This window comes from Paenibacillus sp. D2_2 (assembly GCF_031199965.1).
GTDB lineage: Bacteria > Bacillota > Bacilli > Paenibacillales > Paenibacillaceae > Fontibacillus.
Map to the genome: position 1 here is coordinate 1,004,843 of NZ_CP133605.1, position 15,035 is coordinate 1,019,877.

A 15,035-nucleotide genomic window follows, 5' to 3' on the forward strand; every position below is an offset into this window, starting at 1 on the left:
GGCTGTGGCGTATTTCCAATTTCTCTATTTTATACGTAAACCAAACTGTCTAAGATCTCTTTAACGCTAAGCTCTGCACATCCCATTGACGTGTCGGCCACACCATAGTACATCTTAACAACGTCACCTTCTACGGATACACCGCAAGAGAATACTACATCACCAAAGAAGCCTTTTTTCTCGTAGTCTGCTTCGGGTTCCATCACAGGCTGCTCGGAGCGAGCGATAATTTTCGTTGGATCGTTCAGATCAAGCAGAACGGCACCCATACAGTAGCGATGATCTTTTGTTGCACCGTGGTATAACTCGAGCCATCCCTTCTCCGTCTTGAACGGGACTGCACCGCCGCCGATGCGACCGCTGTCCCACTTGCCTTCGCGTAAACCTAGTAGATGCTTATGGTTTCCCCAATAGAGCAGGTTATCGGATTCTGCAATCCAGATTTCCGGGTCACCGATGCTCTTAGGTGATGGACGATGAAGTGCATAATATTTCCCATTGATCTTCTCAGGAAAAATAAGTACGTCCTTATTATCTGGGTGAAAAATCATGCCATGGTGCTCTACGGTAACAAAATCTTTCGTTGATACCATACATTCACCAATGCCTACAGGAGATACACCCGAAAAATAGATGTAGTAAGTGTCATCGATTTGCGTAACACGCGGATCCTCGATCCCAAAGGTCTCCAGTGAAGTGGATGGATAAATGAACGGTTTGTCGTCAATGGTAAAGTGATGTCCATCCTTACTGCGTGCGATTCGAACATAAGAAATGGATGTCAAATACTCGAACGATGAACTGCCTTGTGTCCGATTACGAATTACGCGCGGATCAGAGAAGTCATAGCGTTCATCGTCTCTGTGCAGATCGATAATATCAAGCTGCTTTGTTTCTGGATTGAATATCGGTGCTTTAACGATATTCGGGTCAGTGCTGATTGGCCGTTCTGCAACGCGCAGCAGCAGGAGAGTTTCACTGTTATATGTTGCAACCCCTGCATTGAATGCTCCGATGACTTCAAAATCATCACGATGCGGTTTGACATCGGCCGGAGTAATGAGTGGATTTTCTTCGTAGCGATAGATGTTCATATAAAAACTCCTCATTCTAGTAATTACATTACAAAACATTATATATTACATGAAACAAGATTACAAACGGCTAGTAATTAATTACTACAACATTATCGATCAGCCTTAAATAATTGTCAATTGAATTGTGACACAAAGTAGTGTATTTTTTTACAGTACATATACAGCTTATGTTGACCCTATTTTTTTGTAACGTTATAATATTTTTGTAATGTGTTAATTCGAATTTAGAAAGGGGGACTCTCAGATGAAATCTAAAGTAACGATGCAAGATATTGCAGATCGGCTTAATCTGTCCAAAAATTCTGTATCTCAGGCTATATCCGGCAAAGATGGTGTTAGCGAAGAGACTAGGAAGCTCATTCTTGATACAGCGGATCAAATGGGTTATATCTATCAGGCGGGACGTAAAAAGAGCCAGGCCGAAACTTCTGGTTATATTGCCTTGATAGCATCTGATTTTGCTTTTGCCCAGAAGGGCTTCTTTGGCGAGATCTACTTGAGTGTAGAACAAGAGACGAGACAGCGCGGTAAACACTTGCTAATCCAATCCGTTGACCAGGAATCAGAGCAAGAACTGATCCTGCCGCCAGTATTAGAAAATCAGGGTGTGGAAGGAATACTCATCCTTTCTCATCTACAGACCTCTTATATGAATATGGTTATCTCCAAAGGTCTACCGACTGTGCTGATCGACCATCATTATCCGGCTGTTAAGGCAGATTGTATATTAACGAACAATCGGTTTGGCGCTTATGAGGCAATCCATTATCTAACTGAACTCGGTCATCGGAATATCGGTTTTGTAGGGAACATACAGTTTTCTCCAAGTTATTATGAACGATATGAAGGATTCCGATTGGCAATGAGGGACGTTGGACTGGAGATACACGAGGAGTGGCTCTTGTTGAATGCAGTAGAGCAAACCGAGTATATGATGAACGCGATGAGATCAATCCCTGTTCAGCCAACGGCTTGGTTCTGTGTAAATGACGGACTTGGCTTCATACTTAATTCAACTTTACAGCAATTAGGCTTTCAAATCCCAAAAGAGATATCGATTTGCAGCTTTGATAACGGACAACTGTCTCAATTATCTACACCACTCACAACTACAATGGAAATTGATTTGAAGCTATTCGGACGTAAGGCTGTAGAACAATTATTCTGGAGAATGGATCATAAGCAAGAGCCATTTGTTGAAATGCTGCTGCCGACCAAGCTGATTACTAGGGAATCGACCGCAGGACCAAGAATATGATGCTTTACTGTAATAATTTGAGAGAGTCACAGGAATCATATTCTTGTGACTTTTTATTTTTCATAGTTCTGTTGCTATTTGTTCTCTTTGGACTTTTGTAATCTTTGATAATTTACTGTAATGTATTTTGTAACTACCAACGATGAACAAAGGTGTTTTATACAGTTCTTGTTTAAAATATAGATGTTAAAAGCTGTAAACATGAATGAAAATGTCATGGTTTTTAACATGACTCTAAATATAATAATGTAAATTAACGTTACAAAATTAGGATTAATAACTTGATTTAATAGTTTTATAATGTATAATAAACCGTGTAGTAATGGTGAGCTTGGTTAACAACCTATTTTGAAGGTTGATCTAAATCATAAGTGTAAGCGATTAAAAGAAGGCAGGGGGATTGTTATGAGACAGAAAAATCAAACAGGTTATCTGTACATAATGCCATGGATTATTGGCTTTTTTGTGTTTACAGTAATACCTTTAGGTTTTGCGTTTTATATCGGTTTGACAGAATGGGATACATTCAACACACCTAAATTTGTTGGTCTTGGCAATTATGTTTCACTTTTTAAAGATGAAGACTTTCTGAAAGCTTTGTGGGTTACTATACGTTTTGGATTAATATCTGTACCGCTCGGTATAGCAACTTCACTGTTAATTGCATGCGTAGTCAATACAAAGATTAAGGGAGTTAATTTCTTTCGAACGGCATTGTATTTGCCAGCAGTAGTATCTGGGGTATCCATCTCCTTGCTATGGAAATGGATCTTGGACCAGGATTTTGGTCTGATCAACATGATTCTGTCCAAATTTGGTATTGGGCCGTTTGGATGGTTAACCAATCCGGATCTTGTATTACCTTCTTACCTTATGATTGTTGTCTGGGGAGCCGGCGGCGGGATGCTTACCTATCTGGCTGGACTGCAGGATATTCCATCGCATTTGTATGAAGCAGCAGATATTGATGGCGCAAACCTGTTTCATAAATTTAAAAATATTACTTTGCCTATATTAACTCCGGTCATTTTCTACAATTTAGTTATGGGTATCGTTGGGGCAATGAGGAAATTTAGCGATGCTTACATTATAGGCGGTGCTGATAACGAAGGACGTTTCTTTATGGTCTATCTATATGAGAACGCATTTAAGTACTTCAAAATGGGCTATGCCACAGCAATGGGCTGGGTCTTATTCGTTATTATTCTTGCGTTAACATTGATCGTATTCAGATCTTCTTCTGCTTGGGTGTATTATGAGTCGGAAGTTAAGAAGAAATCGAAGAAAGGAAAGTGAATGCCATGTTTGCTAGCAATATGAAGTCGAGGAGAAAATGGCGCAATATCTTTCTCTATTTTTTCTTAACATTGTTTTCAGTTGCTACTTTGCTACCTTTGATCTGGATGATATCTACGTCACTCAAATCGGGGGATGTAATCTTTGAAATGCCACCTCGTTTTCTCCCGGATGGATTCAATTGGAACAACTACAGCAGAGCTATAGAGGAGATAAACTTTTTCGTACTCTTTAAAAATACGACGATTATTACTTTGCTCCAAATGTTGAGTAATGTATTTATTTCTGCATTAGTAGCGTATGGTTTTGCTCGTTTTGATTTCCGCTGGAAAACCTTCTGGTTCATGTTAATGCTCTCTACAATCATGATACCAGGTGAAGTAACCATGATTCCTGTGTTTATCGCCTTCAGTAAAATCGGATGGATTGACTCAATCAAGCCTCTAGTTATCCCTGGATTTCTTGGCGGATCGCCGGTATTCATTTTCTTGTTAAGGCAATTCTTCTTATCTATGCCGAAGGAATTAGAAGAGTCAGCAGTCATTGATGGAGCGAATAGTTTTAAAATTTTCTATCGAATCTTTTTGCCGCTATCTATTCCAGCACTCATTACGATTGGTATTTTCTCGTTCCAAGGTAGCTGGAATGATTTGCTCGGACCATTGATTTATTTGAACAGTACCGATAAATTCACGCTAACACTGGGTCTCTCGATGTTTAAAGGGATGATGAAGGTTGAATGGGGGCCATTGATGGCTGGATCAATTATGGCTCTGTTACCAGTACTAGTTGTGTTCTTTATAGCTCAAAGGCACTTTGTTGAGGGGGTGAAGCTCAGCGGTATCAAAGGTTAGTTCATACGTGCATTAGGGTTAGAAACATACAATGGAGGGTTATGAACATGAAATTTTGGAAAAGCACATTATCTTTGGTCATGATTTTATCACTGTCCGCTATGCTTATGAGTGCATGTGGTAGCAATTCTAATGAAAGCAAGAATAAAGATACTAGTGGGACCAATACGGCTACTACTGAGAAAGTAAAGCTTAAAGTTACGACTTGGGCAGGTGCCGATGAACTTAAAGAATTTGAAGATCTAGTGAATAAATTAAATGCGGATTCTAACGAATACTCTATTGAAGTTCAGAGCATCCCTTCTGATTACTATCAGAAGCTGCAGACGATGATTGCCGGCAAACAAGCGCCAGACTTTATGTGGTTATCACAAGAGTACGTTCCTCAGTATGAAAGCATGGGCGTATTAGCACCATTGGATGAGCCATTGGCGAAGACGGATTTTAATCAAGACGATTATTTCCCAGGTGCATTGGATGTAGGTAAGCGTGATAACCAACTGTATGCTCTTCCTTGGATTTCTCAACCTTATGTACTTTACTACAACCAAGATATGTTTGATAAAGCGGGCGTGAACGCACCAGATGGTACATGGACTTGGGATGACTTTATTGAAGCAGGTAAGAAGTTGACGACAGATGGTCAATGGGGTGCACTTATTAACAATATGCCTCTTCCTATGTTCCTGTGGTCATATGGCGGAGATGTATTCGATAAGGATGGAAATATCACATTAAACTCGCCAGAATCGATGAAAGGTCTGGAAATGTATCAAAAAATCGCAAAATCCGGTGTTGTCCCTGCAAGAACCCAAGCGGATTCTATGGGTGGAGCCGATATGTTCAAAACCGGGAAAGTTGCTATGTTCGTTGGCGGTGCAGGGGATGACTTTGAGAAGACTGCCAATTTCAAAGTGGGTATGAGTCTTCCTTCGAAAGGAAGCCAAGAGGTTACTTTTAGCTGGATTGGTGTAACAGCCATGTCCAAAACAACGAAGAACCCTGAAATTGCTGCTAAGGCGTTAAACGATATGACCAATGCAATTCATCAATGGAAAGTAGTCTCCCCAACTAAAACTGGTTTTGATGAGATTACGAAGATTAGACCTGAGAAAGAATATGCTGTCGATACGATCAGAAAGGCTTCTGAGGTAGCACGCGGTTTTAGCAACCAACCGAAACAGTCCGAACTTGATGCTGCGATGTGGGACAAGTTGGTTCAGCCTCTTGAAAAAGGCGAAGACCTTCAGAAGACGGTTGATTCAACCATCGCGAAATTTAACGAGATTTTAAAATAAGTTCGATCATAGATAAAGCACCAGCCTTAATCGGTGGTGCTTTATCCATACTGAGCAATATTTAGGAGGCTTTATATTATGGGTGAGCATAAAGAAAATCAGACATGTAAGACATTGCTTAAGCAATATATGGAGAAGCGTACAGAGAAGCATGCAGAGAAATTAAACTTTACAGGTGTAGGAGACAAGGATGTTTATAACATCTCCGCAACATTTGAGGATCAAGGCAAGCTTGTAATCGCAGGACGGGTAGAAGCTCGTGACAGTGAGCACTCGGAAGTTTATTTTTTTGAAGAACATGATGGTGTGTGGACTCCGATTGAAGGTGCGCAAACATATCAACTTCAAGATCCTTTCTATACTCGTATTCATGGGGAATTGGTCATTGGTGGAGTTCAAATCTATCCGCATCCAACCGTCCCGAATGCTTTGATGTGGAGAACTGTGTTCTATAAAGGTGCTTCCATCCATGAGCTGGAGCTGTGCTTTACAGGTCCTGATGGCATGAAGGATTTACGTTTGGTTGAATTACAGGATGGAAGTATCGGTGTATTTACCAGACCGCAAGGTGAGAAGGGCGGACGAGGTAAGATTGGCTTTACACGTGTCGCAAGTCTAGAGTTACTGTCCATCGATCAAATTAACGAAGCTCCATTGTTGGAAGGTCAATTTGTTGATGAGGAGTGGGGTGGATGTAATGAGATTCATCTCCTAACTAATGGAACTCTTGGTGTACTTGGTCATATCGCGTGCTTTGATGAGCAGGGTGATCGCCACTACTATCCAATGGCATTCTCATTTGATCCAGAGACAAGAGCTCATAGCGAGATAGAGCTTATTGCTACACGTAGTGAGTTTCCGGCAGGAGCATCGAAGCGTTCTGATTTAGTAAATGTCGTGTTTAGTGGTGGCGTTGTACGTCATTTGGATGGGACTGCAACTCTTTATTGTGGAATTAGCGATGCAGAAGCTCATCGAATAACCATTCAAGATCCATTTGCCAAATTTCTTTAAGTTGAAATAAAGAAAGAACATTTCACCCGGCTGCCTTGATCCTTTCAATTATTAGTTCAATTTATACAGAACAAACCCCACCATGTCTGGTGGGGTTTTAAGATTTTATTGAACGAATATCGCCGTACTATGATCCTAAGAGAACACATCCAACCCTTCCATCCTGGACAGATACAGCTTAACCCTCTGGCGGATGTCCCCAAGCTCCGAATACGTTACGTTAAGCGCAGTGTGGTAACTGAAGCTAGGGAAGATCTCCCGGTATACAAAATATCGAGAGGGCAGCTTAACATTTCCTTGCTCGTCCCATTCAGCAGCACTTTTAAGACTAGGGATACTTAGCGTGTTTTGCCGAATTTTAAGTTGTGTCTCGTAAGACATTATGAAATTAATAAAAGTTTGCGCCGCCTGCTTATTCTTAGAGTTTCTATGGATAGCGAGACCGATTGCTATAACCAGAGTTTTGGGTGTACCAAGATAAGGTAGCGGAGAAATATCATAAGCGAAATCGACATCTTTGATCTTGTTCAGACAGAAATAAGACGTCAAGATCATAGAGACCTTTTGTCCACAAAACAGCATCTCGGCGTCGTCATCTTTTTCCGATCTGAATGGTGGAAAGACTTCATCGAGCAATTCCATCGATACTTGGAGGCTCTCTTGGAGTGCCGTTTCATCAAGCTCCAGCTTCTTGTCACAATCATTGTGGCGATTAAAGCGAATATTATTCTGCAGTAAGAAGATTGGCCAGCGGTTATCGGATAAGAAATGGAAGAACAGCCCGTGATGCTTCGTACCATCGGAAAGCTGATTCGCTACTTTTTTGACGGTATCCCACGTCCAACTGCTATCCGGCTCCGGAATGCTCTTCTCTGAGAAATGCTGCTTGTTGTAGCAAAGAATGATTGGCGAAAATAAAAAAGGTTGAACATATAAACTCCCATCGCGCATAAAGGGTTCCGTTAAGACCGGATAGACACCTTCCACGGGTTGTAACGGTTCTAGCAGGTCAGGCGCTTCATCAGACTCTGCGAAAAGCTCGAAGTTTTGGTTATTGATGGCCATCACATCGATATCATCGGACTCCATAAAATCTTTCATCGTCGGCTTAAGGTGGCTTGAGGGCATCGGGATTATATTGACGCGGATCAGCGGATGCTGCTTATGAAATTCGCCCACCAATGCCTTGAGGTCAGCTTCCTCGATGAGTGATGGATAATATCCGAATTTAATCGTCACTCCCATAGGGGACTTCTGAATACGGTTGCCAACTCGCGGTATTTTCTCAATGAACCCTTCATCGACAAGCAGTTCGAGTCCTTTGCGAACGGAGTTCTTGCTTAATTGGAATCGTTCGGCTATATCATTCTCGGAGGGCAGGAAGCTCCCTTCTGCCGAGATTCCAGTAATGATTTCATTTCTTAACGTAACCAGCATTTCCTCATAACGTCTTCTAAATGTAGAGCGCTTCGGTCCATCCGTCATTTCAATACACCTCTATTCCAATAAATACCTCATTATCAAATGTAACATGCACTAATATGGTTCTTGTGTTCGAATTGCAATTGACAGCGTTTTCTACCTTAGATTATAATCTGTTGTAAACCAGATAAGCAACATAATTATGTGTATAAACAATGGGTTGGTGTTTATTTATAATAATATAAGGAGGTTTAATCTGGTTTATACAAATTTTTGAAATGATTTTGTTATATATCTGGTTCACAGTAATGAGTTTGCTGTCACCACAATAATAAATAATTTGATGAACTGTAGAAAGGCGGCGTTTCAACATGGAAGCATTGAAAATTCTTGTCACGATGCCGAACGGCGAAATCTTTAATACATTCTTCAATGACGAACTGAAATCGAAGCTTCAAGAGATTGGCGAGGTTATATGGAATGATAGCACTGCACAATATACGAAGTCTCAATTATGTGAGAAAATCAAAGATATTGATATCTGCGTGACAGGCTGGGGAACTCCGACTTTTGACGAAGAAGTCTTAAGTTACGCTAATAAGCTTCGTCTAATTGCGCATACAGGCGGATCAGTTAGACCTTACGTTACGGATGCTGTATACGATCGCGGAATTCGCGTAGTTAGTGGTAATGAAGTGTTCGCTGAGTCGGTAGCAGAGAGTGTAATTGCTTATGCATTGGCATCCTTACGTGATATACCGCGTTATTCCGGGACTTGAAGAATGGAATCTGGCCTTCGAGTTTCTATAATAAAGGGCTATTAGACAAAACGATAGGCTTAGTAGGCTATGGTATGATCGCGAAGATGGTTGTCGAGATGCTTAAGCCGTTCCACGCCAAGATCAAGGTATTCTCTCGTCATATTTCGCAGGAGGAATTAACGAAGCATGATATGGAGAAGGCGGATCTCGCTGAAATATTCTCAACTTGTGACATTGTCTCGATTCATAGCGGTATGACACAAGAGAATTTTCATCTAATTACGGAAGAACTGCTGAATATGATGCCTGAGGGAGCTCTTCTCATTAACACGGCACGTGGAGCTGTAATTGATGAAGAGGCTTTGTGCAGAGTGCTTGCCAAGGAGAAGATTCATGCGGTGCTTGATGTGTATGAAGTAGAACCGCTACCAGCTGATCATAATCTGCTTGAGATGAAGAATGCTATATTAATGCCTCATATGGGTGGACCTACGATTGACCGACGTATGATTGTAACTCGCTCAGTGATTGGGGATATCAAGCTTTTCTTGCAGAATAAGCCTATGAAGTGTGAAATCGATCGGGCCTATGCTGCCAAGATGTCAGCCCACTAATGATTAGAGATAAATAGGAGGGATAAGATGGAGATCTACGTTAAAGGTACTGCAGAGGATGCTCAGGATATCATAGACTTTGCGGATATGGTGTTTAGTAAAAATTTCGGACCACATGATTTTGCGGGGCTGATTCCAAAACTCTATGGTGATGGGGCAGAAACCCAGCAGTATCACTATATGGTTAAAGAAGATGGGAAGATCAAAGCTATGGTCTGCGTACTTCCGGTTACTTGTAACGTGGCAGGCGTAGAACTAAAAGTTGGCTGCGTCGGTACCGTATCCGTGCATCCTCGTTCTCGTGGTAAAGGCTATATGCAGAAGCTGATGAACATGGCAGTGGAAGACATGAAGTCGCAAGGTTTTTCTATGAGCGTTCTTGGTGGTCAACGTCAGCGGTATGAATTTTTTGGTTATGAACCTGCGGGCATAAAGTTTGAATTTACGCTAACCTCAGATAATATTCGCCACAAATATAAAGGACTGGACTCAAGTGGAATTAGCTTTCAACCTTTGTTAAGTGACAGCCCGTGGCTTGATGATGCTTACCAATTGTATCAGCGAAGCATCATAAACGGTGCCCGGAGCAAGGAACAGTTTGCAACTATATTGAGAACTTGGAATACACAGCCTCTTGTCATCCTTGAAAACAGCAAGTTTATAGGATATGTGGCCCTATCTCAGGCCGGCGGTGCTGTAAATGAAATCGAGATGATTGATCCAGCTCTACTTTCCGTAGTGAGCAAGGCTTTGGCTACCGAGAAGGGTCTTAATGAGCTTCGTTTTACGATTCCTCCTTACGATCTAGAGAAGATCGCCTTATTAGGTGATGTATGTGACTGGTATAGTACGAGCTATGAATATAATTATCATATTATGGATTATTCTTCTGTGATCGAGGCCTTTTTGAAATGTAAAACGAAGAATATGGTGCTTGAGGATGGTCGTGTTGTGCTAGGGATTGAAGATTCCGAGATTGTAGAAATCGTTGTGCAAAATAATCAGGTCGTCGTAAACAAACATGATCCTAATGATACGGACATTCAGGCGCAAGTGATCCTTACGAAACGAGAAGCAACGACTCTATTATTCTCTCCTCTTAGCGAATATACGAACTGGAAGCTCGCAACACGGCAATTGAGCCTTCCTTCGGGATGGTTGCCACTGCCTTTGTATATACCATCTTTGGATATTTGCTAAACTGCTCACATAATATATGTGGATCACGGTCGGAAAAGGTTCCTCTGAAAAGGGGGACCTTTTTGTATTTCTTAATGACACTCTCCACATTACCGTATGTGGTAACATTGCTCTTCCTATATAAATCTATAAAGTTCTTCCAATTGTCATATGACAAAATAGTGACAACTAACACTACTGCTCATAGGAAAAATTAAGTATATTTGCTTCATGGGCGCTTTTTGGAATCATTCTAGTATACTAATATTTTGTAAACCACGTTTTTGTTTATTAGAGGGGGGATAGGTATTTTGAAAAGGAAGTTTGCAAGAAAGAAAGAGAGCTTTATGAAAAAGAATATCGCTCGTTTACTCGTATTTGTTTTACTGTTTACATGGTTCCCGCAAGTGGTATTTTTGCAGGAGACTCATGCGGCCACTGATCTGCCGACATATGACACGTCCATGGAAGTCATCTACAACTCTCCGCCAGAAGACATAAGGCTTACCAATGACACTATCGATGAAAATAGCCCGATAGGCACGGAAATCGGAACGTTTTCTACCATAGACCCGGATGTCGGCGATACGCACGTTTACACGTTGAGCGGATTTGATGCAGGAACATTCTCCATATCAGGAAACAGGCTGCTGGTAAGCGGGAATTTGGACTATAACACCAAGAATTCCTACACCATCACGGTTACAGCTACAGATTCATCCAATAATACATATTCACAAATTTTCACCATTATGGTTAACAAAGTCAATAAACCGCCTGTCATCCAATCGTTCCAAATCAATGGCGGAGCACCATACACCAATTATAGTTACGTGACCCTTACTGGCACGATCATCACGGTCCCGGCGCAGACCCCATCGAAATCCGATTCAGCAATGATGCAATCAGTTGGTCGGGCTGGGAGCCTGCCGATTTTCCGATAGGGTGGACATTATCTGCGGAAGACGGATTCAAAACCGTGTACGCCGAGTTCCGTGATACAGCAGGAGATATAATCCCGAAATCTGCCAGTATCACACTTGATACAACCCCTCCTGTGATCGCAGGTGTGTTGAATGGCGAGAAGTACAAGGTCAATGTAACTCCAATATTTGTGGACGCATCGCCAACAACGGCTATATTGAATGGAAGCCCCTTTGCCAACGGTACGACGATTACCCAGGATGGTCACTATACATTAACCGTCACAGATGCAGCCGGTAACACGAACACTTTCCAGTTTACCATCGATAAAACACCGTTTGCAGGAACGATTCAGATCAATCAAGGCTCCGGATATACGAACGATACCAACGTAACGCTGAATTTGACCGTTACGGAATTGAACGGTGCAAGAATGGCCTTTTCCAATGATGGCATAACCTGGTCGTCATTGGAACCATTTTTAGCGACTATGCAGTGGGCGCTAAGCAGTGGTGAAGGCAACAGGACGGTGTATGTAAAGTTCTTGGATGATGAGGACAACGTGACTATTCAAACAGCCAACGTTGTTTTGGATCAAACGAAGCCTTCTGGAACTTTCCAAATCAACAATGGAGCCGCATTCACCAACTCGAGAACCGTTGAACTGGATACGATATACTCCGATAACCTCAGTCCTGTAGAGATGAGTATTTCATTCGACAACCTTATTTGGACGAATTGGTAACCGGCACAAAGCAAATTAGCGGTAACGCTTCCTGTAGGGGATGGTGTGAAAACCATTTACATGAAATTGCGGGATTTGGCAGGCAATGAACAAGCCGTGGGCAACGCTACAATCCATTTGGATACGATAGCGCCTATTCTTCAACTTTCCATCAATAACGGAGACGCGTATACAACTTCGCGTCAGGTGGGTTTAAGTATAGTTGGAAGCGATGCAAACTTTCCTCTGGAGTATCGCCTAGCTAATGAAGATGATGATTGGACGAGCTGGGGGCCGTTCACGACTTTACCATTTTATTGGGAACTGACAGCAGGGTATGGGGTAAAAACCGTCAAGCTGGAGGCGCGTGATCCGGCGGGGAACCTCGCTGCAATTTCAAAAACGATTACGCTTAATTCACTTGTACCGATCGTTATAGGTGTGGTAGATGGAGGCATATACAGTAGTGATGTCGTGATTTCCTTCGATAGAGGAACAGCTACACTGAATAACGTAGCATTTGCAAACAACACGATTGTCTCGCAAGAAGGTTCTCACAAGCTTATCGTGACGGATATCGCGGGTTCCAAGACTGAAGTCAATTTCATCATCGATAAAACGGCCCCAGCGGCAGCTTTACAATCAATAATGGAGCAGCTACCACCAGCTCTAAGCAGGTTAATCTGTCCATCACGGCTACTGACAACCTGAGTCAAATCCAGATGCGGATAGCTAATGAAAATGATGCATGGAGTAACTGGCAGGCGTATACCCGGCACTTACATGGACGTTGCCTAATGGAAACGGCCCGAAAAGGTGTTACTGGAACTACGGGATGAGGCAGGTAATATCGGGAGAGCTTCGGCCACGATCACACTATTTATGGAAGCGCCAGTCGTTACAGAACCTGACTCTCCTACTATAGAATTGAGGCCCACGCCAAACCCTCCGGAAAAGCCCGACCAAACGATTGAAGAGGGAGAGAATTCTGAGGAACCAGTTGCAGAAGTCATTCCATTTACCGATATCTTAGGGCACTGGGCGGAAAGCTACATTAAGAAAGCTGTTTTATCCGGTATAATTAACGGAAATATGGATGGAACGTTCAAACCGGATGCTGCCATAACTCGTGCAGAATTTACGGTCATGCTGATGAGAATGTTAAAGCCGGAAGGACAAGGGGCGGAACTTTCCTTCGTTGATGAGTCTAGGATCGGCTCTTGGGCGAAAAAAGAAATTGCTTATGCGGTGAAAGCGAAGATTGTCTCTGGCTACTCGGATGGTCATTTTCGGCCAAATGCGGCGATTTCCCGTATGGAGATGATCGTCATGATTGCCAGAGCACTCGAGCTACCAATTGATTTAGATGTTAAAACCGATGATGCTGACATTCCTCAGTGGGCCAAGGGATCAGTAGAAGCTTTACGCAGATTAGGCTTGATGCCAGAACTTAGCGGTAATCAGCTTACTCCTGATGCATCGGTTACACGGGCAGAAGCTGTAAAAATGATCATCGAACTCATGCAAACAGAATAGCGATAGCCAATAGACCGTATCCTTGTAAAGGCGCGGTCTATTGTCTTTTTATTGCGTGTATTTAAAGTAAATTTCAGAGGGATAGAAAATTATAGTAGTAATTCCGAGTAATCTGATGTAAAATGACAGAAATAAAAATTTCGGAGATGCCGTAGTGCATAGAAGTCTAGGAAGGGTTGGGCATCATGATTACTTTATCCAATATCCAAGTTACCTTTGAAACTGCGTCACAATCGGTTACAGCCGTTCAGGATGTTAGCCTGCATGTTGATGCGGGAGACGTATACGGCATTGTCGGCTACAGTGGGGCCGGGAAGAGCACACTGGTTCGTGTGATTAATTTGCTGCAGCGGCCTACGGCGGGAAGTGTAAAGGTGAGTGGCCAGGATTTGCTGGCTCTACAGCCTAAGGAATTGCGCTTGGCCAGGAAGAAGATCGGGATGATCTTCCAGCATTTTAATCTGATGAACTCCAGAACGATCTATGACAATGTGGACTATCCCTTGAAGAGTTCCAAGCTCCCCAAGCGAGAGAGAGACCAGAAGGTTAGGCAATTGCTAGAGTTAGTAGGCTTATCGGATAAGCTGGATGCTTATCCCTCGCAATTGTCAGGCGGGCAGAAGCAACGGGTAGCTATAGCCAGAGCGCTGGCTAATGATCCGGAAATATTGCTATGTGATGAAGCAACAAGCGCCCTGGATCCGAAGACGACGCTATCCATTCTGGAATTGCTGAAGAAATTGAACCAAACATTGGGGCTGACCATCGTCATCATTACACATGAAATGCAAGTCGTAAAAGAGATCTGCAACAAGGTTGCCGTGATGGAAGCCGGGCAAATTATCGAGCAAGGTGATATCGTCTCGATCTTCAGCCGTCCACAAACCACGCTGGCCCGCGATTTCATTAACACGGCTACTCACATCGAGCAGACGCTGGAGAAGCTCACGTTGCATCCATCACTCGTTCATCTGAAGGATAACGATATGCTGTGCAAGATCTCTATATCGGCGATAGCACAAGTAACCGGTGATTTCTGAGCTTACCGCTCGTTACCG

At 42.6% G+C, this 15,035-nt stretch carries 15 protein-coding genes; 13 read left to right on the forward strand and 2 right to left on the reverse strand.

Annotation, left to right across the window (positions count from 1 at the left end):
* Window positions 1-29: 29 nt before the first annotated feature.
* Window positions 30-1,094 (reverse strand): BtaManbiosPhlase, encoded by a 1,065-nt coding sequence (locus RE628_RS04910; RefSeq protein WP_309157673.1) that lies wholly within the window; start codon window positions 1,092-1,094, stop codon window positions 30-32.
* A gap of 247 nt (window positions 1,095-1,341) precedes the next feature.
* Between RE628_RS04910 and RE628_RS04915 the strand changes: the two genes are divergently transcribed.
* The 5 genes from RE628_RS04915 to RE628_RS04935 all read left to right on the forward strand — a co-directional run bounded on the left by RE628_RS04915 (window position 1,342) and on the right by RE628_RS04935 (window position 6,817).
* Window positions 1,342-2,355 (forward strand): LacI family DNA-binding transcriptional regulator, encoded by a 1,014-nt coding sequence (locus RE628_RS04915; protein WP_309157674.1) that lies wholly within the window; start codon window positions 1,342-1,344, stop codon window positions 2,353-2,355.
* Window positions 2,356-2,760: 405 nt separating this feature from the next.
* Window positions 2,761-3,651, forward strand: a complete 891-nt coding sequence (locus tag RE628_RS04920; RefSeq protein ID WP_309157675.1) for a carbohydrate ABC transporter permease — start codon at window positions 2,761-2,763, stop codon at window positions 3,649-3,651.
* A gap of 149 nt (window positions 3,652-3,800) precedes the next feature.
* On the forward strand, window positions 3,801-4,505 hold the full coding sequence (locus RE628_RS04925; protein ID WP_309157676.1) for a carbohydrate ABC transporter permease: 705 nt from the start codon (window positions 3,801-3,803) through the stop codon (window positions 4,503-4,505).
* Between the two features lie 47 nt (window positions 4,506-4,552).
* Window positions 4,553-5,803 carry an ABC transporter substrate-binding protein gene (locus tag RE628_RS04930; RefSeq protein WP_309157677.1) on the forward strand — a complete coding sequence of 417 codons (1,251 nt, stop codon included), beginning with the start codon at window positions 4,553-4,555 and terminating at the stop codon, window positions 5,801-5,803.
* A 78-nt stretch (window positions 5,804-5,881) separates the two neighbouring features.
* The gene (locus tag RE628_RS04935) at window positions 5,882-6,817 is read left to right on the forward strand and encodes an MTP-1 family protein (protein ID WP_309157678.1); all 936 of its coding nucleotides are present in this window, start codon (window positions 5,882-5,884) and stop codon (window positions 6,815-6,817) included.
* Between the two features lie 135 nt (window positions 6,818-6,952).
* On the opposite strand, the gene RE628_RS04940 is transcribed toward RE628_RS04935, so the two are convergent.
* Entirely contained in the window at window positions 6,953-8,302 is a 1,350-nt protein-coding gene (locus tag RE628_RS04940) for an extracellular solute-binding protein (RefSeq protein ID WP_309157679.1), read from the reverse strand.
* Between the two features lie 308 nt (window positions 8,303-8,610).
* On the opposite strand from RE628_RS04940, the gene RE628_RS04945 reads away from it, so the two are divergent.
* The 8 genes from RE628_RS04945 to RE628_RS04980 all read left to right on the forward strand — a co-directional run bounded on the left by RE628_RS04945 (window position 8,611) and on the right by RE628_RS04980 (window position 15,017).
* Window positions 8,611-9,018 (forward strand): Rossmann-fold NAD(P)-binding domain-containing protein, encoded by a 408-nt coding sequence (locus RE628_RS04945; protein ID WP_309157680.1) that lies wholly within the window; start codon window positions 8,611-8,613, stop codon window positions 9,016-9,018.
* Window positions 9,015-9,614 carry an NAD(P)-dependent oxidoreductase gene (locus RE628_RS04950; protein WP_309157681.1) on the forward strand — a complete coding sequence of 200 codons (600 nt, stop codon included), beginning with the start codon at window positions 9,015-9,017 and terminating at the stop codon, window positions 9,612-9,614. Before RE628_RS04945 ends, RE628_RS04950 begins: the two co-directional genes overlap by 4 nt.
* Window positions 9,615-9,641: 27 nt before the next feature.
* A complete protein-coding gene (locus tag RE628_RS04955) occupies window positions 9,642-10,814 on the forward strand; it encodes a GNAT family N-acetyltransferase (RefSeq protein WP_309157682.1) in 1,173 nt (390 codons plus the stop codon).
* Between the two features lie 290 nt (window positions 10,815-11,104).
* Entirely contained in the window at window positions 11,105-11,737 is a 633-nt protein-coding gene (locus tag RE628_RS04960; protein WP_309157683.1) for a cadherin repeat domain-containing protein, read from the forward strand.
* A 35-nt stretch (window positions 11,738-11,772) separates the two neighbouring features.
* Window positions 11,773-12,462: a hypothetical protein gene (locus tag RE628_RS04965; RefSeq protein ID WP_309157684.1), complete on the forward strand. Its 690-nt coding sequence runs from the start codon at window positions 11,773-11,775 to the stop codon at window positions 12,460-12,462.
* 60 nt (window positions 12,463-12,522) lie between these two features.
* Complete coding sequence (locus RE628_RS04970) at window positions 12,523-13,152, forward strand: hypothetical protein (RefSeq protein ID WP_309157685.1); 630 nt, start codon at window positions 12,523-12,525, stop codon at window positions 13,150-13,152.
* Between the two features lie 105 nt (window positions 13,153-13,257).
* Window positions 13,258-13,977 carry an S-layer homology domain-containing protein gene (locus RE628_RS04975; RefSeq protein WP_309157686.1) on the forward strand — a complete coding sequence of 240 codons (720 nt, stop codon included), beginning with the start codon at window positions 13,258-13,260 and terminating at the stop codon, window positions 13,975-13,977.
* A 185-nt stretch (window positions 13,978-14,162) separates the two neighbouring features.
* Window positions 14,163-15,017: a methionine ABC transporter ATP-binding protein gene (locus RE628_RS04980; RefSeq protein WP_309157688.1), complete on the forward strand. Its 855-nt coding sequence runs from the start codon at window positions 14,163-14,165 to the stop codon at window positions 15,015-15,017.
* Window positions 15,018-15,035 lie beyond the last annotated feature (18 nt).